This window comes from Micromonospora sp. NPDC049903 (assembly GCF_044460945.1).
Classification (GTDB): Bacteria; Actinomycetota; Actinomycetes; order Mycobacteriales; family Micromonosporaceae; genus Micromonospora.
In genome coordinates, this window is sequence record NZ_JBITKL010000002.1 from 81,484 (window position 1) to 103,870 (window position 22,387).

Below are 22,387 nucleotides of genomic sequence, written 5' to 3' on the forward strand. Positions count from 1 at the left end.
CCGGGCGCCGCGGGCGGGCCACCCCCCGCGCCAACACCCCCCAACCCCCCTTTAAAAGACGGTGTGTGGTGGGGTGGGGGGGGGGGGCCCCCCCCCCGGGGGGGGGGGGGGGGGCCCCGGCCGTCCGTCAGAAGTACAAGGTGCGGCTGGAGATCAGCGCTTCGAGTACTGAGGAGCCTTACGGGCCTTCTTGAGGCCGTACTTCTTGCTCTCCTTGACCCGGGCGTCACGGGTCAGGAAGCCGGCCTTCTTCAGGGCCGGGCGGTCGTCGGGCTCGTTGACGATCAACGCCCGGGCGATGGCCAGCCGCAGCGCACCGGCCTGGCCGGTGGTGCCGCCGCCCCGCAGGTTGGCGATCACGTCGAACGCCTCGGGCTTCTCGGCGGTGACCAGCGGGTCCTTGATGAGCTGCTGGTGCACCTTGCTCGGGAAGTACGCTTCGAGGTCGCGCCCGTTGCAAGTGATCTTGCCCGTGCCCGGCACGATCCGGACCCGGACGATGGCTTCCTTGCGCCGACCCACGGTCTGGATCGGGCGGTCACCACGAGGCGCGCGGGCGACGGGCGCCGGCGCCTCGGTGGCCTCGGGGGCGACCTCGGTGGCGGTGATGTCGGTCATGCTGCTTCCTTCGCCCGCGCTCACTGCGCGATCTGCTTGATCTCGAACGGCGCCGGCTGCTGCGCGCCGTGCGGGTGCTCGGCACCGGCGTAGACCTTCAGCTTCTTGATCAGCTGACGGCCGAGCTTGTTGTGCGGGAGCATCCCCTTGACAGCCAGCTCGATGGCCCGCTCGGGGCGCTTGGCGAGCAGCTCCTCGTAACCGACCTGCTTCAGGCCGCCCGGGTAGCCGGAGTGGCGGTAGGCGATCTTCTGCTGACGCTTGTTACCGGTCAGCGCGACCTTGCCCGCGTTCACGATGACGACGAAGTCGCCCGTGTCGACGTGCGGCGCGAAAGTCGGCTTGTGCTTGCCCCGCAGCAGCGTGGCGGCGTGGGTGGCCAGGCGGCCCAGCACGACATCAGAGGCGTCGATGACGTGCCACTGACGCTCGATCTCACCCGGCTTCGGGCTGTACGTACGCACAGGTCTACCTTGTCTCGTCGTCGGTCTGGGGTAGCGCGCCGAGGTGACCAGGGCTTCCCGGTCGGACCAGCGCGCACGAACGACCAAGCGTACCTCAGGCGGCACGCCCACAGATGTCGTACAACAGCAGGCAACGATACCCGTAGCCCCGTCGGCCGGTCAAAACGGGGGTCCGGCGGGCGCGCCGGATGGAGGGACAATACCCCCTCATACCCGGGCCCGCGCCATCCGGGACCCCGGCCGCAGGTACGCCACCCAGGTGACCGCCAGCAACACCAGGAAGAAGCCCACATAGAAGCGCAGTGCCGGCTGGATCCCGCCGTAGGTCGACCGGGCCCAGGCGTAACAGATCGGCACCAGGAAGCCGCCGAAGGCGCCGACCGAGGAGATGATGCCCAGCGCGCCGGCGGCCTGCCGGCGCATCGCCAGCATCACCTCCGGGCCCCCGCCCAGGTCCTCGCCCTTGACCCGGAAGATCTTGCTGATCATCCGGTAGGTCGAGCCGTTGCCCACCCCGGTGGCGACGAAGAGCAGCAGGAAGGCCGCGAAGAAGAGGGTCATGCTGCGCCGCTCCACCGACCAGAGGGCGGCCAGCGCGCCGACGGCCATCAGCACGAAGCTGACCACGGTGACCCGGGCGCCGCCGACGAGGTCGGCCAGGCGACCGCCGAAGGGCCGGCAGAACGAGCCCACCGCGGCACCGAGGAAGGCCCAGGCCAGCGCCGTGTCCGGTCGGCCGAACACCGAGGTGAGCAGCGTCGGGAAGGCCGCCGAGTAGCCGATGAACGAGCCGAAGGTGCCGATGTAGAGCAGGGACATGATCCAGGTGTCCCGGTGCCGCAACGACGACCAGACCGGCCCCACGTCCGCCTTGGCCTCGACCAGGTTGTCCATGAAGAGGTACGCGCAGACCGCGGCGATCACCGCGAGCGGGATGTACATCAGCCCGGCCCGAGCCAGCACGAGCCCGCCCCCAAGCACGATCACCTGCGGCACGACGAACTGCACCACCGCGACGCCGATGTTGCCGCCGGCCGCGTTGAGCCCCAGCGCCCAACCCTTCTCGCGTTCCGGATAGAAGAAGGAGATGTTGGCCATGCTGGAGGCGAAGTTGCCGCCGCCGAAGCCGGCACTGGCGGCGATCAGCAGCAGCGGCAGGAAGCCGATCTCGGGATGCTCGACTGCCCAGGCCAGACCGGCGCAGGGCACGATCAGCAACAACGCGGAGACGATCGTCCAGTTCCGTCCGCCGAACACCGGCACGGCGAAGGTGTACGGCAGCCGCAGCAGCGCACCCACCCCGCTTGGTACGGCGGTCAGCCAGAGCGCCTGGCTGGTGGTCAACTGCCATCCGGCGTCACCGAGCCGGACGACGACGATGCTCCACAGCAGCCACACCGAGAAACCGATGTGCTCGGCGAAGATCGACCAGATGAGGTTGCGCCGGGCGATCCGGCTGCCGGTCGTACGCCAGAATCCCGGATCCTCCGGCGTCCAGTGCCCGATCCAGCGACCGGGTCGGCGGTCCAGGTCCGGCTTGTCCTCGATAACCTCGGGGCGCGCGCTCGTGGTGGTCATGCGCCGAAGTTAGGAATCGAGCGTTACCGTGGCGTTCGTCCTCGGGGTCGGCGGCGCAACGGGGAGCGCACCGGCGCCGCGCGCCGGTGGTGAGGAAGGGGACGGTCAGAGCTGCTGGAGGATGCGCAGCGCCCGGTCGATCTGCCGCATGGTCTCGACGTCGGCCACGTCCACGCACTCGGCGAACCACTTCTTCATCGGTGACGAGATCCGGTCCGGCATCACCACCCAGCCGCCCATCCGCACCGCCAGGGGCGAGTCGCGCAGCAGCGCTGCCTCGACCACCTCGGCGACGATGACGATGGGCACCGCGGTGGAGTTGTAGACGTCCGAGCTGATCACGAGCCCGAGTCGCTCGCGGGCCCCGGCGATCCGCCAGACCTCGCCCCTACGCAGCACGCGGGCGACCGCCGAAGAGCAGGTCGTCGACCATGCCCACCTCCTGTGCGTCGGCCAGTGAGGCCGACTCCAGGTCCAGTCCCGCCCGCCCGACCGCGGCGGCGTGCGCCGCGAATACCTCACGCAGGGCCTTCTCCCGGGCCGCCTGGTCCATCCAGGCCGACAGGGAGAGCCCTTCGCGCTTGGCGAACCGCCGGGCCTCCGCGATCGTCTCGTCGGAGAACGACAGAGTCACCTTGGCTGTCATGCCGGTCAGACTACCCGCTGGTATGACCATCAGTCATCCATCGAATACCGCGAGCGGTCACCCGACGGTCGGGCCGGTGACGCCCGGGGCCCGGCCGCCGAAGACGGCGAATCGCCACGCCTTGAAGAAGCAGTCCACCTCGGTCAGCCCCGCCTCGGACAGCCAGCGGCACTGCTCCCCCACGGACGCGGGCCGGTCGTGCGCCATCCGCTGCGCGGCGGCGGCGATCTCGTCGGCGTCGGAGCCGCGCGCGGCGATCTGCGCCAACCAGACCTCGTGGTAGCGCCGGTCCAGCTCGGCCGTCGGGCCGGCGACCTGCTCGGCGTTGACGAAGACGCCGCCGGGCACCAGGGCCTCGGCCGCCCGTCGATAGAGGTCCCGCTTGCCGGCGTCGTCGAGGTGGTGCACGGCGAGCGCGCTGACCACGGCGTCGTAGCGTCCGTCGGGCAGCGGGTCGGTCAGGTCGGCCACCACCACCCGGTGCGGCACGCCACGACCGGTGAGCTGCTCGGCGGCGATGGCCAGCATCTTCGGCGCGGCGTCGACGAGGGTCAGCCGGACGCCGGGCACGGCAGCCGCGACCAGGGACGACAGCAGACCGGTGCCGGCGCCCAGATCCAACACCTCGGGGGTACGCCCGGCGGCGCGGGCGGCGTGCAGCGCCGGCTCGACGACCTCGACGGCGGTGCCGTAGAACCCGTCGAAACAGGGCACCAGTCGCCGCCGCGCGGCGTCGTAGCTGCCGGCCACCGCGTCGAACGCCCGAGCCACATCCATGTCGATCCCCTTCGCCGGAGCCTTCCCGAATATCAGGATTCTTGTCCCATATTGTAGACCCTTCGACCCCGCGCGCAGCCGACGTGCGGTGTGAGGCGCTCTTGACAGGGCCGAAACAAACGGGACGCTGGCCGGAAACCGCCCAACGGCACGCTTTGCCGACATGACAGACGGTGCACGGTTCGCGACTCGACCGGGGCGAGCGCCCCGGGAGGTGGCGACACACTGCCCGTACTGCGCCCTCCAGTGTGGGATGACCCTGCGCCAGGAAGAAGACCAGGTCTCCGTACTCCCCCGGGACTTCCCGACCAACCGGGGCGGCCTCTGCCAGAAGGGCTGGACCTCCGCCGAACTGCTCGACCACCCCGACCGGCTGACCACCCCGCTGCTGCGCGACCCGGCCACCGGCCGACTGCAACCGGCGAGCTGGGACGCCGCGCTGGACCGCATCGTCACCGGACTGGACGAGGTGCAGCAGCGGCACGGCCGCGACGCCGTCGCCGTCTTCGGCGGCGGCGGGCTCACCAACGAGAAGGCGTACGCGCTGGGCAAGTTCGCCCGCGTAGCGCTGCGCACCCGGCACATCGACTACAACGGACGGTTCTGCATGTCCTCGGCCGCCGCCGCCGGAATGCGGGCCTTCGGGGTCGACCGGGGACTGCCGTTCCCGCTGGCCGACCTGGGCCGGGCGGACACCCTGCTGCTGGTCGGCGCGAACCCGGCCGAGACCATGCCACCGCTGGTGCGCTGGCTGACCGAGCAGCGGCAACGCGGCGGCACGCTGATCGTGGTCGACCCGCGCGCCACCGCCACCGCCCGGCAGGCGGACCTGCACCTGCAACCCCTGCCCGGCACCGACCTGGCGGTAGCCAACGCGCTGCTGCACATCGCGCTGACCGAGGGCTACGTCGACGGGTCGTACGTCGCCACCCGAACCCGGGGCTTCACCGACGTACGCCGTACCGTGGCGGGCTGGTGGCCGGCCCGGGCCGAGGCGCTCTCCGGCGTACCGGTGGCCGACCTGGAGGCGACCGCCCGCGCCCTCGGCACCGCCGAACGGGCGATCATCCTCACCGCCCGGGGCGCGGAGCAGCACGCCAAGGGCGTCGACACGGTCACCGCCTTCGTCAACCTGGCGCTCGCCCTCGGGCTGCCCGGACGGCCCGGCTCCGGGTACGGCTGCCTGACCGGGCAGGGCAACGGCCAGGGCGGCCGGGAGCACGGGCAGAAGGCCGACCAGCTCCCCGGATACCGCAAGATCGACGATCCGGCGGCCCGGGCGCACGTCGCGGAGGTCTGGGGCGTACCCGAGGAGGAGTTGCCCGGTCCGGGCGTGCCGGCGTACCAGTTGCTCGATTCGCTGGGCACCACCGACGGGCCCCGGGCATTGCTCGTCTTCGGTTCCAACCCGGTGGTCTCCGCGCCGCGCGCGGCCCGGATCGAGAACCGGCTGCGCGACCTGGACCTGCTCGTCGTCGCCGACTTCCTGCTCTCCGAGACCGCCGCGCTGGCCGACGTGGTGCTGCCCACCGCGCAGTGGGCCGAGGAGGACGGCACCATGACCAACCTGGAGGGACGGGTGCTGCGCCGACGCGCGCTCCGCCCCCCGCCGACCGGCGTCCGCACCGACCTCGCGATCCTCGCCGACCTCACCACCCGCCTAGCTGTGAAAGGAGGGGTCCCTTCCTATCGCCTCGTGCATAGCAGGGGACCCCTCCTAACATCCGCCGCCGGTGCGGGCGCGGGTGCGGGTGCGGGTGCGGGTGCCGACTCGGCTGCGGGTCCGGCGGGGGCGGACCCGCAGGCGGTGTTCGAGGAACTTCGGCGGGCCTCGGCGGGCGGGCTCGCCGACTACGCCGGGATCAGTTGGGACCGCATCGACGAGACGGACGGGGTGTTCTGGCCCTGCCCGCGCAGTGACAAGTCGGACTCGCCGAGACTCTTCGCGGACCGGTTCGCCACTCCGGACGGGCTGGCCCGGTTCCACCCGGTGGAGCACCGGCCGGCGGCCGAGGAGGTCTGTCCGGAGTATCCGCTGTACTTCACCACCGGCCGGGTACTCGCCCAGTACCAGTCGGGCACCCAGACCCGCCGGGTGGCGGCGCTGCGCCGGGCCGCTCCCGACGCGTTCGTGGAGTTGCACCCCGACCTGGCCGACCGGCTCGGGGTGACCGACGGCGAACCGCTCCGGGTGGTGTCCCGGCGAGGTGAGTTCCAGGCACCCGCCCGGCTGAGCCCGGCGATCCGGCCGGACACCGTCTTCGCGCCGTTCCACTGGGGCGGCGCGGCACGGGCCAACTCCGTCACCAACGACGCGGTCGACCCGCTCTCCGGCATGCCCGAGTTCAAGATCTGCGCCGTCCGCCTGGAGAAGGTCGCTCAAGAGGGCGCGGAGCGCAGCGGAGCGGCGGCAAGCGAGCACCAGCGAGCGACCGGACAGGACGCCGCACGTCATGGCGACGCGGAGCGCAGCGGAGCGGGGACATGACCGAGCGCCAGCGAGCGGATCAGCAGTCCAGCGTCGGCATGCGCGGCGATCGGGTGGTCGTGGTCGGCAACGGGATGGCCGGTGCCCGGTTGGCGAGCGAGCTACGCGGGCGGGGCGGGGACCTGAAGGTCACCGTGCTCGGTGCGGAGCCGCACCGGGCGTACAACCGGATCATGTTGTCCACGCTGCTCACCGGCAAGATCAGCGAGCTGGACGTGGAGCTGGCGGAGGCGGCCGGGCGGGGTGTCGACGTCCGCACCGGGGTCGCCGTCCGGGCCGTCGACCGGGCCACCCGGGAGGTACGCACCGACGACGGCGACCGGATCCGCTACGACCACCTGGTGCTCGCCACGGGTGCGCGGGCGGTGGTGCCGCCGCTGCCCGGGCTCGATCCGGCGCGCCTGCCGGACCGGGTGATCGCGTTCCGCACGCTGGACGACTGCCGACGCATCATCGCGACGGCCCGAGACGCCCGACGGGCACTGGTGCTCGGTGGCGGGCTGCTCGGCCTGGAGGCGGCCCGGGGACTCGCCGCCCGGGGACTCGACGTCGCGGTGGTGCACCGGGTGCCGTACCTGATGGAGCGGCAGCTCGACGCCGTGGCCGCCACGATGCTGGCCGGTACGCTCGCCGGCCTCGGGGTGACCACCCATCTGGCCGTCACCCCGACGGCGCTCGCGGCGGACACCACCGGGGTACGCATGGAGCTGTCCGACGGGCGCTTCCTCGACGCCGACCTGCTGGTGCTGGCGTGCGGGGTACGCCCGGAGACCGCCCTGGCCAAGGCGGCCGGGTTGGCGGTGGACCGGGGCGTGCTGGTCGACGACCGGCTGCGGACCGACGACGAGCGGATCTCGGCGATCGGCGACTGTGCCCAGCACGGCGTCGCACCGACGGGGCTGGTGGCACCGGCCTGGGCGCAGGCCCGGGTGGTCGCCCACCTGCTGACCGGGGAGGACCCGTCGGCCCGGTACCGGCCCCGGCCGGTGGTGACCCGGCTCAAGGCGGCCGGCATCGACCTGGCCTCGATGGGTGACCCGACCGGTGGCCCCGGCGAGGAGCTGACCTTCGCCGACCCGGCCCGGGGCACGTACGCGCGGTTGCGGATCCACGACGAGCGGCTGGCCGGGGCGATCCTGCTCGGCGACAACCCGTCGGTGGGCACCGTGGTCCAGCTCTTCGACCGGGGTCAACCGGTCCCCGCCGACCGGCGGGCGCTGCTGCTGGGCCGGTCGCTCGGTGGTGCCGTCGCCGCTCCGGCCGCGTCCCCGGCGCTGATGCCGGACGCGGCCACGGTGTGCCAGTGCAACACGGTCAGCAAGGGCGCCCTGGTGGCCTGCTGGCGCGGCGGAGCCCGCACCGTCGACGAGGTCGTCGCCGGGACCAGAGCCGGGACCGGCTGCGGCGGATGCCGCGACGCGGTCGCCGGCATCGTCGACTGGTTGTCCAGATCGGATCCGGTGGAGGTGGGACGATGACCGGCGGCAACGTGGTCGTGATCGGCAACGGCATGGTCGGGCAACGGTTCGTCGACGCGGTGCGGTCGCGCGATCCGCGGGGACGGTGGCGGGTCACCGTCCTGGCCGAGGAGACCCGACCCGCGTACGACCGGGTGCGGCTCTCCGCGTACTTCGACGGGGCCGACGCGGACGAGTTGAACCTGCACACCCCGCACGACGGCGTCGAGTTGCGCCTCGGCGAGCCGGCCGTCGGGGTGGACCGGGCCCGCCGGGTGGTGACCACGGCGAGCGGCGAGCACCCGTACGACGTGCTGGTCCTGGCCACCGGGTCGTCGGCGTTCGTGCCGCCGGTGGCGGGTACGGACCTGCCGGGGGTGTTCGTCTACCGGACGCTGGACGATCTCGCGGCGATCCGCGAGCACGCCCGGGGCCGACGTACCGGCGCGGTGATCGGCGGCGGTCTGCTCGGCCTGGAGGCGGCGAACGCGCTGCGCCTGCTCGGGCTGGCCACCCGCGTGGTGGAGTTCGCACCCCGGTTGATGCCGGTGCAGGTCGACACCGCCGGTGGCGCGATGCTGCGCCGCTACGTCGAGGAGCTGGGCGTGGCCTGTCACCTGGGGGTGGCGACCACCGCGTTGCGGCCGGGCCCGGACGGCGCGGTCGGCGCCCTGGAGCTGGCCGACGGCACGCTGCTCGACACCGACCTGGTGGTGGTGGCCGCCGGCATCCGGCCTCGTGACGAGCTGGCCCGCGCGGTCGGGCTGGAGGTCGGCCCGCGCGGCGGCGTCCTGGTCGACGACGCCTGCCGGACCTCCGACGAGCGGATCTACGCGGTCGGCGAGTGCGCGGCGGTGCAGGGTACCTGCTACGGGCTGGTCGCCCCCGGGTACGCGATGGCCGAGGTGGTGGCCGATCGGCTGGTCGGCGGGGAGGCCACCTTCCCGGGCGCGGACACCGCCACCAAGCTCAAGCTGCTCGGTGTCGACGTGGCCTCCTTCGGTGACGCGCACGGCACCACGCCCGGGTGCCTGGACGTGACCTGGACCGATCCGGCCACCCGGGTCTACGCCAAACTGGTCCTCTCCGATGACGCGACGACGCTGCTCGGCGGCGTGCTGGTGGGTGACGCGTCGGCGTACCCGACGTTGCGGGCCAGCGTCGGCGGGCCGTTGCCGGCCGCGCCGCTGGCGCTGCTCGCCCCCGAGCAGGCGGCGGGTGCGGCGGCGAGCGCGTTGCCCGCGTCCGCCCAGGTCTGCTCCTGCAACGCGGTCACCCGGGGTGACGTGGACGCGGCGATCGCGGGCGGCTGCGCGGACGTGCCCGCGCTGAAGGCGTGCACCCGGGCCGGCACCAGTTGCGGCTCCTGCGTGCCGATGCTCAAGCAGTTGCTCGACGCGGCCGGTGTGGTCCAGTCCCGGGCGTTGTGCGAGCACTTCGACGTCAGCCGGCAGGAGCTGTTCGACATCGTCCGGGTACGCGGCATCCGGACGTTCTCCCGGCTGATCGCCGAGCACGGCCGGGGGCGGGGCTGCGACATCTGCAAGCCGGTCGTCGCCTCGATCCTCGCCTCGCTCGGCGGCGGGCACATCCTCGACGGCGAGCAGGCGTCCTTGCAGGACACCAACGACCACTTCCTGGCGAACCTGCAACGCGACGGCAGCTACTCGGTGGTGCCGCGGATCCCGGGCGGGGAGATCACCCCGGAGAAGCTGATCGTGATCGGCGAGGTGGCCCGCGACTTCCGGCTCTACACCAAGATCACCGGCGGGCAGCGGATCGACCTGTTCGGTGCGCGGGTGGACCAGTTGCCGCAGATCTGGCGTCGACTGGTCGACGCCGGTTTCGAGTCCGGGCACGCGTACGGCAAGGCGCTGCGGACGGTGAAGTCCTGCGTGGGCTCCACCTGGTGCCGGTACGGGGTGCAGGACGCGGTCGGATTGGCCGTCGCCCTGGAGCTGCGGTACCGGGGACTGCGCGCCCCGCACAAGCTCAAGTCAGCGGTCTCCGGCTGCGCCCGGGAGTGCGCCGAGGCACGCAGCAAGGACTTCGGCATCATCGCCACCGAGACCGGTTGGAACCTCTACGTCGGCGGCAACGGAGGCTTCCGGCCCCGGCACGCCGACCTGTTCGCCACCGACCTGTCCACCGAGGCGCTGATCAGGACGATCGACAGGTTCCTGATGTACTACGTCCGCACCGCCGACCGGCTGCAACGCACCGCCGCCTGGATCGAGGCGATGGAGGGCGGACTCGACCACCTCCGGTCGGTGATCGTGGACGACTCGCTCGGCCTCTGCGCGGACCTCGACGCCGCGATGGCCCGGCACGTCACGTCCTACTCGGACGAGTGGCGGGACGTGCTCGACGACCCCGACCGGCTGCGCCGGTTCACCTCCTTCGTCAACGCGCCGGACGTACCCGACCCGTCGATCACCTTCGCCACCGAACGCGGACAACCCGTCCCGGTCGGCGGTCGGTCACCCGCACCCGACGCCCGCCAGCCGGTCACCCTCGGACTGCCGGAGGTACGGCGATGAGCATCGCGACGACGACACTGCGCTGGCACGCGGTCTGCCCGCTGGACCGGCTGGACCCGGACCGGGGCGTCGCCGCCCTCGTCGACGGGGTGCAGGTGGCGCTCTTCCGCACCGAGGACGGGCTGTACGCGATCGACAACCGCGACCCGGTCGCCGAGGCGTACGTGCTGTCCCGGGGCATCGTGGGCAGCCGGCAGGGCGTGCCCACGGTCGCCTCGCCGCTGCACAAGCAGGTGTACGACCTGCGTACGGGGGTTTGTCTCGACCTGCCCGGCGTCGCCGTGGCCCGGCACGAGATCCGTTGCCGGGACGGCATGGTCGAGGTGCGGCTGCGACAGGAGGGGTGAATGGGCGAGGAACTGGCCGGCTTCACCGTCGGGGTGACCGCCGACCGACGGCGGGACGAACTCGCCGCGCTGCTGCAACGGCGCGGTGCCCGGGTGGTGCTCGCTCCCGCCCTGCGGATCGTGCCGCTCGCCGACGACACCGAGTTGCGCGAGGCGACCCGGACCTGCCTGGACCGTCCACCGGACGTGTTGATGGCGAACACCGGGATCGGTATGCGCGGGTGGCTGGAGGCCGCCGAGGGCTGGGGGTTGGCCGAGCCGCTGCGCTCGGTGCTCGGCGGCGCGTACGTGGTGGCCCGGGGCCCCAAGGCCCGGGGCGCGATCCGGGCCGCCGGGCTGCACGACCAGTGGTCCCCGGAGTCCGAGAGCTGCGACGAGGTGGTCGACCACCTGCGTCGGCGGGGCGTGGCCGGGCAGGTGATCGCCATGCAGTTGCACGGCGAACGGCAACCGGAGTGCACCCGCGCGCTGGAGGACGCCGGGGCCACGGTCATCGAGATCCCGGTCTACCGGTGGGCCCCGCCGACCGACCCGGCCCCGCTGCACCGGTTGGTCGACCTGGTGGCCGGCCGGTTGGTGGACGCGGTCACGTTCACCTCGGCACCGGCCGCGGAGGCGTTGCTGCGGGCCGCCGGTGACCGCACGGAGACGGTGCTGGATGCCCTGCGCGGAGACGTGCTGGCCAGTTGTGTCGGCCCGGTCACCGCCGAGCCGCTGGTGCGCCGGGGTGTGCCGGTGAGCGCGCCGAGCCGGGCGAGGTTGGGGGCGCTGGTCCGCACCATCGTCGACGAACTGCCCCGCCGGACGGTCACCATCAAGGCCGCCGGACATCTGCTCACCCTGCGGGGACACGCGGCGGTGATGGACGGCGAGTTGAGACCGCTCGCCCCGGCGCCGATGGCGGTGCTGCGGGCGCTGGCCCAGACGCCCGGCCGGGTGCTGTCGCGTACCGCCCTGCTGCGGACGTTGCCGCGCGGCGCCGACGAGCACGCGGTGGAGATGGCGGTGGCCCGACTGCGCGCCGGCCTCAAGGCCCCTCGCGTGGTGCAGACGGTCGTCAAACGCGGTTACCGGCTGCGGGTCGACTGACCGCACCGACCGCACCGACCGCACGAAGGAGCCCGCCGGTGGAGATCCACCGACGGGCTCCCGCCGACACTCAGCCGACCGGGGTCGGAAAGCCCCGGTCGTGCTCGGCCTGCAACCGCGCCATGGCGTGCTCGACGACGGTCATCAGCACCCGCTTGACCGAGTCGCGCTGCCGGGCGTCGGTCAGCACCAGCGGTACGTCCGGCGAGATGGCCAGCGCCTCGCGGACCTCCTCCAGTTCGTACTGCTGCGCGCCGTCGAACCGGTTGAGCGCCACCACGTACGGCAGCCGGCGGCTCTCGAAGTAGTCGAGCGGAGCGAACGCGTCGGTGATCCGGCGGGTGTCCACCAGCACCGTGGCACCCACCGCGCCTCGAATGATCTCGTCCCACATGAACCAGAACCGGGTCTGCCCGGGTGTGCCGAAGAGGTACAGGATCAGGTCCTGCGCCATGGTGATACGGCCGAAGTCCATGGCGACCGTCGTGGTCTCCTTGCCCGGCACCTTGGACGGGTCGTCGATCCCGACGCCCGCCGCGGTCATCACCGCCTCGGTGGTCAGCGGTGTGATCTCCGAGATCGCGCCGACCAACGTGGTCTTGCCGACACCGAAGCCACCCGCGACGACGATCTTCGCGGAGATGATTCCCCGGCTCTGGCGGGCCCCGGCGGGGTCATAGCTCGCGAAGTCCACTCAGCACCCTTCCCAGCATTTCCATCCGCTCCTCGAAACCTGTGGCGGGAGCGGCCGTCTGAAGCGTCAACAGGCCCTCGGCCACCATGTCGGCGACCAACACCCGGGCGACACCCAGCGGTAGCCGGGTGTACGCGGCGATTTCCGCCAGCGATTCGGGCCGGCTCTCGCAGACCATGGCGATGCGATGCTTGTCATGCCCGGCAAACCGCGACTCGGCGATCTGGGTGGGGCTGGCTACCAGCACCGCTTCCAAGGCGATGTCCTGCCGCGGCTCGGTCCGTCCCCGGGTGACCGCGTACGGCCGCACCAGTGCGCCACGCGGGTCACGTCGGTGTTGCTCCATCCGCGATCACCTCCTCTCCCCTCCGCCGGCGTGTCGCCACCGGATCTCCTCCGTACCGACGCGGGATTGCGCCGGTGCTGTCCCTGTTATGACCGCACCGCGTCCCGGGGCAGCGGCACCAGCGCTGCTCCGACCCGCTCGACCAGCAGTGCCATCTCGTAACCCACCTGCCCGACGTCGCAGCTACGCGCCGCGAGCACGGCCATCGACGACCCGTCGCTGATCGACATCAGGAACAGGTAGCCGCTGTCCATCTCGATGACCGTCTGCAGCACCCCGCCGGCACTGAACATCCGCGCGGCACCCTCGGTCAGGCTCACCACGCCGGAGGTGATCGCGGCTAGCTGGTCCGCCCGGTCCCCCGGCAGGTCACGGGAGGAAGCGAGTAGCAGTCCGTCGGCGGACACCGCCACCACGTGGGCGATACCCGCCACGCTGTCGGCGAAGTTGGTGAGCAGCCAACCCATGTCCTGCATGGCCGCTGGCCTGTTCATCGGCTCGTCTCCTTGGTCGAGGTGCTGTCCTGACTCGCTCCGGCCGTCCGTCCGCGCTGCACGCCACGGTGGTAGGCCGAGAGCAGACCGCGTACTTCGTCCGGCGTACGGCGGCTGCGCTCACGTCCGCCCCGGGGCTCGATCCCACCGGGGACGAGCTGTTGCTGCGGAACCCGCTTGGGCAGTCCGGACCGGGTGGTGCCGGCCGGGGTCGGCTCGGCCGCCTTGCTGGCCCGCGTCCAGCCCTCGTCGGCCGCGGTCCGCCAGGCGTCGGACTCCGGTGGCGGGGACGCCGCGGGGGGCGCCGCCGGGGGCGGCGTGGCCGGCGCGGCGCGCGGCGGCGTCGGCGCGGCGGCCGGAGTCACCGTGGGCAGCGGCGTGGTCGCGGCGGTCGACGCGGTCGACGCGGCCGGTGACGACTGGTACGGGGGTGGTGGCGCGGGCTGCGCGGCGGCTGCCGCACCAGGTGTACGAGTAGGCAACGGGCTCCGTCCCCGAGTCGGCTCGACGGCCGGCGTGGGTGGGCCGGCAGCCGGTTGCGGCGGCTCGTCGAACTGCGGTCGGCTGAAGATGGCGGTGGCGTCGTTGCCGTGCGAACGGAACCAGACCGCTTCCATCTCGCGGAAGATCGGCGCCTCGGCCTGGGGTTCCGGCGGGGCGGTGATCGGCGCGGTGGCCTGTGGCGCGGTGGCGGCCAGGCTGGCGCCCAGGCCACGGAAGGGGGTGTCGGACTGCGGGGTGGCACCCACACCGAACGCGGTGGGTGCGCTCATCGGCGCCCCGGCGACCGGACCGGCCGGCAGCACCGGCTCGGGTCGGTCGGCGGGCGGCGCGCTGCGCTGCGGCAGCGGGTCGAGCGACGGCTGGGCGACCGTCGGCGTACCGGCGTTGAAACCACCGGCGAAGGCGGGCGGCGCGGTACGGGCCGGCGGAGCCGGCGGCTCCGGGGTGGGGGCCGGGTTCGCGGCCGGCCAGGGCGCCGACGAGGGGGTGCTGTCACGCCACCGCTCGGTCGTCAACGTGGCGAGGTTGCTGCGACCGGCGCCGGTGAGCGGCTCGCTGGGGGCCGCCGGTGGCGTCGGCGGGGTCTGCTCGACGGCGAGCGGCTGACGCGGCCGGTTGATCTGGTCGCGGCCCCGCAGGCTCGGCAGGATCACCGTCGAGGCCGGCAGGGTGATCTGCGCCACGGTGCCGCCCTCGACGTTGCGGCGCAGCTCGACCCGGATGTTGTAGCGGGCCGCGAGGCGGCTGACCACCGCGAGACCCATCAGCCGGAAGGCGGCCACGTCGACGGTGGACGGCGCGGCGAGCCGCCGGTTGAGCGAGTCGAGCTGCTCGTCGCTGAGGCCCAGGCCCCGGTCCTCGATCTGGATGAGCACGTAGTCGCGGATGCGGCGGCCGTCGGCGACCACGGTGGTGTTCGGCGGCGAGAAGCGGGTGGCGTTGTCGAGCAACTCGGCCACCAGCCGCACCACGTCGTTGACCGCGTGCGCGGCCACCGAGACGTCGGTGTCGACCGTGCCGAACTCGATCCGGTTGTAGAGCTCCACTTCGGACTGCGCGGCGCGCAGCACGTCCACCAGCAACGCGTCGTCGCGACGCGGCACGGCCGAGTCCGCGCCGGCCAGCACGAGCAGGTTCTCGTCGTTGCGGCGCATCCGGGTGGCGAGGTGGTCGAGCTCGAAGAGCTGGGCGAGCCGCTTCGGGTCCTCCTCGCCACGCTCGATCGCGTCGAGTTCGCCGATCATCCGGTCGACCAGGGTCTGACTGCGCCGGGCCAGGTTGAGGAACATCGCCGAGACGCTGGTCCGCAGGGCCGCCTGTTCGGCCGCGACCCGGACCGCCTCCCGGTGTACGACGTTGAAGGCCAGGGCGACCTGCCCCACCTCGTCGCGGTTGTTGAGTTGGATCGGGTCCCGTACCTCGCGGACGATCTCGTCGACGCTGCCGTCGCTGACGTTGCCCATGCCCTGGAGGCGGCGCACCGCCTCGGGCAGGTCGTGGTTGGCCACCGAGAGCGCACCCTCACGCAGTCGCCGCAGCGAGTGGTTCAGCGAACGGGCCAGCACCACGGCCAGCGTCACCGCGATGATCAGGGTGAGCAGGACCAGCGTCGACTCGACGATGGCCTGCCGGATGACGCCGGTTCGAGCCTGCTCGGCCTGATCGAGCAGCCGGTCCTGGAGCTCGATCTCGGCCCAGCGCATCAGCTCGTTGACGGCGCCGATCGCCGCGGTGGCGTCCTGGGCGCTGACCGGCGAGCGGTTGCCCACCGAGCGGCTGATGTCGGTGGCGATCCGGTCGGCCAGCACCACCGCGTCACCGGAGACGGTGGTCTCGACCAGGGCCCGCTGGGTGGGGTCGGCGGCCAGAGAGAAGGCCAGCAGCGCCTCCTGCTGCCCGGTCAGGGTGGCCACGAAGGCGGAGAACTGCTCGTTGTCGAGCCGGCCCCGGCTCAACGCGGTGAACGCGATCGACTGTTCCTCGGCGACGGCGGCCTTCGCACGGGCGAAGGCGGCCACCGCGCGGCGGCTGTCGGCCAACTGCTCCTCGCCCGGCAGCTGGGCCAGGCCGTCGCCGTAGGCGACCAGGTCGGCCAGGACCACGCCGTACCGCAGGGCCGCCTCGGCGACCTCCATCTGGGAGCGGTCGAGCACCTCCTGCCGGGTGCCGTCCAGGGTGTCCAGGTGCGTGTCGATGGTCCGCAGGCGGTCGCCGACCGCGCTGGGCACCTCACCGATCTTGGACCGCTCCGCGCGGTACGCGTCGATCCGTTGCTGGGTCTGGCGGACCCGCAGGTTGTACGCGTCGGCCTGCGGCTGCGGCTGGGCCAGATAGGCCGCCGCCGCCATCCGCTCGGCGTGCAGGTCATTGGTGAGCGCGGAGATATTGATGGACAGTGCGGTCAGCGACCGCGCCTGGGTGGCGTCGTAGGCGCCCTCGCCGACGGAGACGAGACGGACGGTGGCCAGCGCGATGACCGCGGCGACCGGCACGACCAGGATCAGCGCCAGCTTGGACCGGATCCGCGCGTCACGCAGCCGGAACAGGCGGCGAGGCGCCTTCGGTACGGCGTCACCGCTGGCGGGCAGGGTCGTCGGTCCGGTGCTCACGACATCGCCTCCGTCGTTTTCTCCACGCCTGGCCCGTCGATCCGTGCATGGAGCGACGGCCAGCGCCACGCGCGGCACGGCCGCGATTTCATCAGACGAGATCGTGTTTGGGAAGCCGCAGGCGGGCAGGAATCGGTCGGACGTCGCGCATCCCGTGATCCGGTCAACTAATACCTACATTTCCACAGCGCCCTGAACAGGGCATGTAACTCCAGAGTGGCGAGGCATGTCGCCACAGTAAGCAACGGAAAACATCTGGTTACCCCAACATGTGGGATCGGCGTCCCGAAACGCCTCCAGTGGTCCCGCTTGACCGCAGCGCCCGGCATTGGCAAGGTTTTGCAGGCTTCGCGCACACGGTACGGCAGACCCTTCCCAATTATCCACTGAGGACGGTTGCCGCCACCAGTGACCGGGCCCCGCCCGCGCCACACCAGGAGGACTGAGTTGACCCCCTTCCGCTCCGCGACCGCCACGGCGCTCGCATCCACCCTGCTGGCTTCTCTGCTCGCCGGCTGCCAGTTCGGCGGGGAGGCGAAGGACACGAGCCCGATCGTCATCGCCGCCGACCTGGAGCTCTCCGGAGCGGCGGCCGGAGTCGGCAAGGCCTACCGGCAGGCGCTGGAACTCAAGGTCGAGCAGTTGAACGCGTCGGGTGCGTTGAACGGCCGTTCGATCGATCTGCGGGTGAAGGACAATCGTTCCGACGCCAGCGAGTCGCTGCGAAACATCGCGGACTTCAGCAACGATTCGGCGGTCAGCGCCATCATCATGGGCGGCTGCAACGAATGTGCGGTCGGCGCGGTGCGCACCATCAACGAAAAGCAGATCCCGACCATCGCGCTCGCCGCCGCCGGCGCCATCACCAGTCCGGTCGCAGAACGACGGTACGTGTTCAAATTGGCACCGAACGCAGCGGACAGCGCCGACGCGCTCACCGTCGAACTGCGTCGGCGGAACATCGACACGGTCGGCATTCTGCACACCGAGGACACGTACGGCCGGGAGGGCGTCGCCGCGCTCCAGCGCGAGTTCGACAACGCCGATATCCGGGTGGTGGCCCAGGCCTCGGTCCGGGGCACGGACACCGATGTGGACGGGCAGGCCGCCACGCTGGCCGCGGCCGACCCGGACGGGGTCATCATCTGGACCTCGCCGGAGCAGGCGATGCTCGCCGCCGCAGCGGTGAAGCGGGCCGATTTCACCGGGGCGCTGTACCTCGACGCCGCCGCTGCCGGCGACCTCTTCCTCGGGTCGGCCTCCCGGGCGGCGGAGCGGGCGACCCTGGTGTTCACCCAGACCATGGTGATCGACGATGTCATCGCCACCACCCCGGCCAAGGCGGCCCGCCGCCAGTGGTTCCAGGACTACACCGCCCGCTTCGGCGGCTACCACGGTTCGTCGTCCTTCGCGGCGGACGCCGTCCAGCTCATCGCCGACGCCGAACTGCGCTCCGGCGGACCGGTCGGACAGGTCAACCGCGACGGCCTCCGCGACGTGCTGGAGACGTCCCAGTTGGACGGCCTGTCCGGACCGATCCGGATGACGCCGGACAACCACTCCGGGCTGATGCCGCAGGCGCTCACCACGCTGGTCGCCCGGAACGGTCGGTGGCGCCTGGCGGGCTGAGCGAGCTCAGCGGCTGGAGGTGGTCTCGCGCACCCACGGCAGGCTGCGACGCTCGACGAACGCCAACACGGTGTACAGCAGGATGCTGACCAGGGCGACGAGCATGATCGCCGCCCACGCCGTGGCGGTGTCGCCGATGCCCGCGTACTGCACGATGACGAAGCCGAGACCAGCCTCACCGGCCTGGAACTCGCCGATCACCGCGCCGATCGCGGCCAACGGCATGGCCACCTTGAGCCCGATGAAGATCTGCGGCAGCGCGGCCGGGAAGCGGACCTTGCGGAACGCCTGCCAGCGGGAGGCGTTCCAGGACCGGACCAGCTCGGCCAACTCGGCCGAGGTGGTGGTCAGGCCGGTCGCGGTGGAGAGCACGATCGGAAAGAAGCAGAGCAGGAAGACCATCGTCAGGATGGGTTTCTGACCCCAGCCGAGCGCCACCACCAGCAGCGGCCCCAGGGTGATCTTCGGGACCGCGTTGACGGCGACCAGCAGCGGCGTGAACATCCGCTCGACCGTCCGCGAGGCGGCCAACGACAGGCCGATCAGCACGCCGGCCACCGCCGAGAGCAGGAAGCCGAGCAGGATCTCGCCGGTGGTGGTGATGGTGTGTTCGAGCAGTCGGTCCTGACCCAGCCGGAAGGCGTTCAGCACGTCACCGGGCGGCGGCAGGGCGGCCGGGTGGACCAGCTCCAGCCGGGCGACCAGCCACCACACACTGAACGCGACCAGCAGGCCGGCGGCCGGCAGCAGCGCGGCCGTCGCGCCGTCCCGCAGGTCTGCCGGCCGCCACCGCCGGCCACGTGGTGCGGCCGGAGCCGGCTCCGGGGCGGGTGCCGCCTCCGGCTGCCGTGAGCGGACGTCGGTCATCGGATCCTCCTGCGGTTCGGGTGGTCAGACGCGGGATCGGGGTACGCCGTACCGGCTGACCGGCACGGCGTACCCCGTGGTGGAACTGAAACGGACTGGTCGACCTCAGGCCTTGGGGGCCAGGTTGAAGTCGACGATCTGGTCCGGGCTGAGGTCGGACTTCAGGGCACCGGCGCCTCGCAGGATCGCGATGCTCTTGGCCACCCGGCCACTGTCCAGCGCGCCCAGGGCGGTGCCGGAGTTGCTGGAGCGGACGTACCCGGCCATCAGCTCCAACTCGGCGGCAGCTGCGGCGGGCACCACAGCCTCGACGTTCTTGGCCAGGATCTCGGCGGCCTCCTGCGGGTGCTCCAGGGCGTACTCCAGGCCCTTGAGCAGTGCCTCGGTGAACCGCTTGACCATGTCCGGCTTGTCGGTGGCGATCTGCTTCGAGGTGATCAGCACCATGCCGTAGAGGTCCTGCATGACGTTGCTGTACGGCAGCAGGACGGCCTTCTTCTTGGTCACCGCCTCGATGGTCGGCTGGCCGACGACGAACTGGCCGATGCCGTCCACCGAGCCGGCGGCCAGCGTGCCCATCAGGCTCTGCGGGTCACTGTTGACCCAGGTCACCTTCTCGTAGTCGATGCCGGCCAGCCGCGCGTACGTCGGGAAGAGGTTCCGGACGACGGAGCCGGGGGCGTCGGCGAGCTTCTTGCCCTCCAGGTCCTTCGGCGTGCTGATGCCGGTGCCCTCGACGGTCGCGATGGCGGCCATCGTGCGCTGCTGGATCGCCGCCACCGCGACGAAGTCCTTGGCCTCGCCGTTGCCGAGCTGGAGCAGGCCGCCGGTCAGGTCGATCGGGCCGAACTGCGCCTGACCACCGACGATCGTCTGGATCACACCGTTGGTGCCCTGGCCGGGCTTGATCTCGACGTCGAAACCGGCGTCCTTGAAGAAGCCCTTCTCCTTCGCCACCCAGGCGTAGGAGTCACGCCCGAAGTTGCCGAACGAGGTGAGGTAGGTCACCTGCTCCAGCGAGGACCCGACATTCTCGTCGGCATCGTCCGAGCCGCTGCTGCACGCGGAGACCAGGGCGAGCGCGGTGGCCATCGTGGCCGCGGCGACCGTACGGGTCAGCCTTCTCATCAGTACACCTTGTCCTTTCCCACCGGGGCGTCGCGGGCCTCCGGGAGGGGATGTTGGGGCGGTACCGGCAGCCTGGGACGGAAGCCGACACCGCGTATCGAGGGGACTCTTCGCGGGCACAGCGTACGAGAACCCCACCTTTGCGACGCCAGGCATACCGGGTTGCGGAACGGAAACAACTCACCTCCACCCCGGACGGTGAGATAACGGTGGAGACCGCTAACCTTTGCACCGAATCCTGACTACCCACTCAGGGAGGCCGCCGGAGATGATCCGCCTGTCCGAGGTGTCACGCACCTTCGACGGCCGTAGCGGGCGCGTAGAGGCGTTGCGCGGCATCAACCTCGACGTGGCCGACGGCGAGTTCGTCGCCATCCTCGGTCGCTCCGGCTGCGGCAAGTCGACCCTGCTCCGGCTGATCGCCGGACTGATCCCGGTCACCTCCGGCCAGGTCACCGTGGGTGGCGAGACGGTCACCAAGCCGCGCCGGGACATCGCCATGCTGTTCCAGCGGCCGGCCCTGCTGCCGTGGCGCACGGTGCTGGACAACGTCCTGCTGCCGGTGGAGATCTTCGGCTGGAAGCGCGCCGACTACCGGGAGCGCGCCCGGCAACTACTCGACGTGGCCGGGCTGGCTGGTTTCGAGAAGCGGCTGCCGCACGAGCTGTCCGGCGGCATGCAGCAGCGGGTGTCGCTGTGTCGGTCCCTGATCGGCGATCCCCGCGTGATGCTGATGGACGAGCCCTTCTCGGCCCTGGACGCGCTCACCCGGGAGGAACTGTCCGGGGAGTTGCAGCGGGTGCACATGCGCAACCGCGCCACGGTCGTCTTCGTCACCCACTCCATCGACGAGGCGGTGCTGCTGGCGGACCGGGTGGTCGTGCTCAGCCCGCGCCCCGGCCGGGTCCGCAAGATCGTCGACGTGACCATCCCCCGTCCCCGTACCCTTGGCCGAAACGCGCACCTGGCGGAGGTCGCCCAGGTCAGCGCCGACCTGCACGAGCTGCTCATGGAGCGGGACCACCCGGCGGCCGCTGGCACGCTGAGGTAACCGTGCGGGTCACCGTCTTCACCGAGCCGCACCGGGGCGCCAGCTACGACGACCAGCTCCGCTTCGCCCGACTCGCCGAAGACGGCGGTTTCGAGGGCTTCCTCCGCGCCGACCACTACCAGTCGATGAGCGACGGGCCGGCGCTGCCCGGCCCGACCGACGCCTGGCTGACGCTCGCCGCGCTCGCCCGGGAGACCAGCCGGATCCGGCTCGGCACCCTGGTCACCTCCGCGACCTTCCGGCTGCCCGGCCCGCTCGCGGTGATGGTGGCCCAGGTCGACCAGATGAGCGGCGGCCGGGTCGAGCTGGGCATCGGCGCCGGCTGGTACGCCCGCGAGCACACCTCGTACGGCATCCCGTTCCCCGGCACCAGCGAACGCTTCGACCGGCTCACCGAGCAGCTCGACGTACTCACCGGACTGTGGCTGACCCCGTCGGGCAGCACGTACAGCTACAGCGGCGACCACTACCAGTTGGTGGACGCCCCGGCGCTACCCAAGCCGGTGCAGAGCCCGGGGCCGCCGATCATCATCGGCGGACGCGGTCCCAAGCGCACCCCGGACCTGGCGGCCCGCTTCGCCGACGAGTTCAACGTGCCCTTCACCGACGTCGCCCGGACCGCCGAGTCCTACGAGCGGGTACGCGAGGCGTGCGACCGCGTCGACCGCGCCGGCACCGGCCGGGCACCGCTGGTGCTCTCCGCCGGCATCGTGGTGGCGATCGGACGCACCGACGCCCAGGCCCGACGACGGGCGGCACCACTGCACGTGACCAGCGCCCTCCCGCCCGAGGAGGCGGTGGTCGGTTCTCCGGAACAACTGGTCGACCGGATCGGCGAGTTCGCCGCCGTCGGCACCGCCCGCGTACACCTGCGGTTGGTCGACCTCGACGACCTGGACCACCTGGAGCTGATCGCGGCCGAGGTGCTGCCCCGACTGCCGGGGACCCGATGAGGCGCCGCACATGCTGACCAACGTCGGGGACACGACATACCCGGCTCGCCTGGTCGAGCTCAAGTAGACCCGCCGGGCGCAGGTAGCAGCCGTCCCACGGCGCGCCGG

General features: G+C 71.9%; 19 protein-coding genes and 1 pseudogene. 8 read left to right on the plus strand and 12 right to left on the minus strand.

All coding sequences use genetic code 11. The features are described 5' to 3' along the window. Positions 1-153 precede the first annotated feature (153 nt). From rpsI to ACIBO1_RS05130, 6 genes are all read right to left on the minus strand, one after another. A complete protein-coding gene (gene rpsI, locus ACIBO1_RS05105; protein WP_102658823.1) occupies positions 154-618 on the minus strand; it encodes a 30S ribosomal protein S9 in 465 nt (154 codons plus the stop codon). 20 nt (positions 619-638) lie between these two features. Next, the gene (gene rplM, locus ACIBO1_RS05110; protein ID WP_350692820.1) at positions 639-1,082 is read right to left on the minus strand and encodes a 50S ribosomal protein L13; all 444 of its coding nucleotides are present in this window, start codon (positions 1,080-1,082) and stop codon (positions 639-641) included. Positions 1,083-1,289: 207 nt separating this feature from the next. Further along, complete coding sequence (locus tag ACIBO1_RS05115; protein ID WP_396741648.1) at positions 1,290-2,660, minus strand: MFS transporter; 1,371 nt, start codon at positions 2,658-2,660, stop codon at positions 1,290-1,292. 105 nt (positions 2,661-2,765) lie between these two features. Further along, complete coding sequence (locus ACIBO1_RS05120; protein WP_396741650.1) at positions 2,766-3,059, minus strand: type II toxin-antitoxin system PemK/MazF family toxin; 294 nt, start codon at positions 3,057-3,059, stop codon at positions 2,766-2,768. Next, positions 3,049-3,336, minus strand: coding sequence for a hypothetical protein (locus ACIBO1_RS05125; RefSeq protein ID WP_387260316.1), 288 nt, complete (start codon positions 3,334-3,336; stop codon positions 3,049-3,051). Before ACIBO1_RS05125 ends, ACIBO1_RS05120 begins: the two co-directional genes overlap by 11 nt. Before the next feature lie 27 nt (positions 3,337-3,363). After that, a complete protein-coding gene (locus tag ACIBO1_RS05130; RefSeq protein ID WP_396741653.1) occupies positions 3,364-4,083 on the minus strand; it encodes a class I SAM-dependent methyltransferase in 720 nt (239 codons plus the stop codon). A gap of 253 nt (positions 4,084-4,336) precedes the next feature. Between ACIBO1_RS05130 and ACIBO1_RS05135 the strand changes: the two are divergent. From ACIBO1_RS05135 to ACIBO1_RS05155, 5 genes and pseudogenes are all read left to right on the plus strand, one after another. Continuing rightward, a pseudogene (locus tag ACIBO1_RS05135) lies at positions 4,337-6,460 on the plus strand (molybdopterin oxidoreductase family protein); the annotation flags it as partial. Between the two features lie 149 nt (positions 6,461-6,609). Then, entirely contained in the window at positions 6,610-8,049 is a 1,440-nt protein-coding gene (locus tag ACIBO1_RS05140) for an FAD-dependent oxidoreductase (protein ID WP_396742439.1), read from the plus strand. Then, positions 8,046-10,568 (plus strand): nitrite reductase large subunit NirB, encoded by a 2,523-nt coding sequence (nirB, locus tag ACIBO1_RS05145; RefSeq protein ID WP_396741655.1) that lies wholly within the window; start codon positions 8,046-8,048, stop codon positions 10,566-10,568. The genes ACIBO1_RS05140 and nirB overlap by 4 nt, the downstream gene beginning before the upstream one ends. Continuing rightward, positions 10,565-10,915, plus strand: a complete 351-nt coding sequence (gene nirD / locus ACIBO1_RS05150) for a nitrite reductase small subunit NirD (protein ID WP_396741657.1) — start codon at positions 10,565-10,567, stop codon at positions 10,913-10,915. The genes nirB and nirD overlap by 4 nt, the downstream gene beginning before the upstream one ends. Beyond that, entirely contained in the window at positions 10,916-12,004 is a 1,089-nt protein-coding gene (locus ACIBO1_RS05155) for a uroporphyrinogen-III synthase (protein WP_396741659.1), read from the plus strand. A gap of 70 nt (positions 12,005-12,074) precedes the next feature. Here ACIBO1_RS05155 and ACIBO1_RS05160 read toward each other — a convergent pair whose 3' ends face one another. The 4 genes from ACIBO1_RS05160 to ACIBO1_RS05175 form a co-directional block, all read right to left on the minus strand. Beyond that, positions 12,075-12,698: an ATP/GTP-binding protein gene (locus ACIBO1_RS05160; RefSeq protein ID WP_117226207.1), complete on the minus strand. Its 624-nt coding sequence runs from the start codon at positions 12,696-12,698 to the stop codon at positions 12,075-12,077. Further along, positions 12,679-13,044 carry a DUF742 domain-containing protein gene (locus ACIBO1_RS05165; protein ID WP_117226208.1) on the minus strand — a complete coding sequence of 122 codons (366 nt, stop codon included), beginning with the start codon at positions 13,042-13,044 and terminating at the stop codon, positions 12,679-12,681. The genes ACIBO1_RS05160 and ACIBO1_RS05165 overlap by 20 nt, the downstream gene beginning before the upstream one ends. Positions 13,045-13,130: 86 nt before the next feature. Then, positions 13,131-13,538: a roadblock/LC7 domain-containing protein gene (locus ACIBO1_RS05170; RefSeq protein ID WP_007465177.1), complete on the minus strand. Its 408-nt coding sequence runs from the start codon at positions 13,536-13,538 to the stop codon at positions 13,131-13,133. Beyond that, positions 13,535-16,651, minus strand: a complete 3,117-nt coding sequence (locus tag ACIBO1_RS05175; protein ID WP_396741662.1) for a nitrate- and nitrite sensing domain-containing protein — start codon at positions 16,649-16,651, stop codon at positions 13,535-13,537. Before ACIBO1_RS05175 ends, ACIBO1_RS05170 begins: the two co-directional genes overlap by 4 nt. A 447-nt stretch (positions 16,652-17,098) precedes the next feature. Between ACIBO1_RS05175 and ACIBO1_RS05180 the strand changes: the two genes are divergently transcribed. Continuing rightward, positions 17,099-18,280, plus strand: a complete 1,182-nt coding sequence (locus tag ACIBO1_RS05180) for an ABC transporter substrate-binding protein (RefSeq protein WP_396741664.1) — start codon at positions 17,099-17,101, stop codon at positions 18,278-18,280. A 6-nt stretch (positions 18,281-18,286) separates the two neighbouring features. Here ACIBO1_RS05180 and ACIBO1_RS05185 read toward each other — a convergent pair whose 3' ends face one another. Together ACIBO1_RS05185 and ACIBO1_RS05190 are read right to left on the minus strand one after the other, a co-directional pair. Next, positions 18,287-19,147 (minus strand): ABC transporter permease, encoded by an 861-nt coding sequence (locus ACIBO1_RS05185; protein ID WP_396741666.1) that lies wholly within the window; start codon positions 19,145-19,147, stop codon positions 18,287-18,289. A 105-nt stretch (positions 19,148-19,252) separates the two neighbouring features. Beyond that, entirely contained in the window at positions 19,253-20,275 is a 1,023-nt protein-coding gene (locus tag ACIBO1_RS05190; protein WP_396741668.1) for an ABC transporter substrate-binding protein, read from the minus strand. Between the two features lie 268 nt (positions 20,276-20,543). Here ACIBO1_RS05190 and ACIBO1_RS05195 point away from each other — a divergent pair, with 268 nt between their 5' ends. Further along, a complete protein-coding gene (locus ACIBO1_RS05195; RefSeq protein WP_396741670.1) occupies positions 20,544-21,326 on the plus strand; it encodes an ABC transporter ATP-binding protein in 783 nt (260 codons plus the stop codon). Positions 21,327-21,328: 2 nt separating this feature from the next. After that, positions 21,329-22,279: an LLM class F420-dependent oxidoreductase gene (locus ACIBO1_RS05200; protein WP_396741672.1), complete on the plus strand. Its 951-nt coding sequence runs from the start codon at positions 21,329-21,331 to the stop codon at positions 22,277-22,279. The last annotated feature ends 108 nt before the right edge of the window (positions 22,280-22,387 follow it).

What these genes read in the sequence shown, in the direction of transcription:
- nirB (WP_396741655.1), top strand. Translation starts at nt 8,046, where the DNA reads ATGACCGGCGGCAACGTGGTCGTGATCGGCAACGGCATGGTCGGGCAA.
- ACIBO1_RS05140 (WP_396742439.1), top strand. Translation starts at nt 6,610, where the DNA reads ATGCGCGGCGATCGGGTGGTCGTGGTCGGCAACGGGATGGCCGGTGCC.
- ACIBO1_RS05115 (WP_396741648.1), bottom strand. Translation starts at nt 2,660, where the DNA reads ATGACCACCACGAGCGCGCGCCCCGAGGTTATCGAGGACAAGCCGGAC.
- nirD (WP_396741657.1), top strand. Translation starts at nt 10,565, where the DNA reads ATGAGCATCGCGACGACGACACTGCGCTGGCACGCGGTCTGCCCGCTG.
- ACIBO1_RS05130 (WP_396741653.1), bottom strand. Translation starts at nt 4,083, where the DNA reads ATGGATGTGGCTCGGGCGTTCGACGCGGTGGCCGGCAGCTACGACGCC.
- ACIBO1_RS05170 (WP_007465177.1), bottom strand. Translation starts at nt 13,538, where the DNA reads ATGAACAGGCCAGCGGCCATGCAGGACATGGGTTGGCTGCTCACCAAC.
- ACIBO1_RS05155 (WP_396741659.1), top strand. Translation starts at nt 10,916, where the DNA reads ATGGGCGAGGAACTGGCCGGCTTCACCGTCGGGGTGACCGCCGACCGA.
- ACIBO1_RS05190 (WP_396741668.1), bottom strand. Translation starts at nt 20,275, where the DNA reads ATGAGAAGGCTGACCCGTACGGTCGCCGCGGCCACGATGGCCACCGCG.
- ACIBO1_RS05125 (WP_387260316.1), bottom strand. Translation starts at nt 3,336, where the DNA reads ATGGTCATACCAGCGGGTAGTCTGACCGGCATGACAGCCAAGGTGACT.
- ACIBO1_RS05185 (WP_396741666.1), bottom strand. Translation starts at nt 19,147, where the DNA reads ATGACCGACGTCCGCTCACGGCAGCCGGAGGCGGCACCCGCCCCGGAG.
- ACIBO1_RS05195 (WP_396741670.1), top strand. Translation starts at nt 20,544, where the DNA reads ATGATCCGCCTGTCCGAGGTGTCACGCACCTTCGACGGCCGTAGCGGG.
- rpsI (WP_102658823.1), bottom strand. Translation starts at nt 618, where the DNA reads ATGACCGACATCACCGCCACCGAGGTCGCCCCCGAGGCCACCGAGGCG.
- ACIBO1_RS05165 (WP_117226208.1), bottom strand. Translation starts at nt 13,044, where the DNA reads ATGGAGCAACACCGACGTGACCCGCGTGGCGCACTGGTGCGGCCGTAC.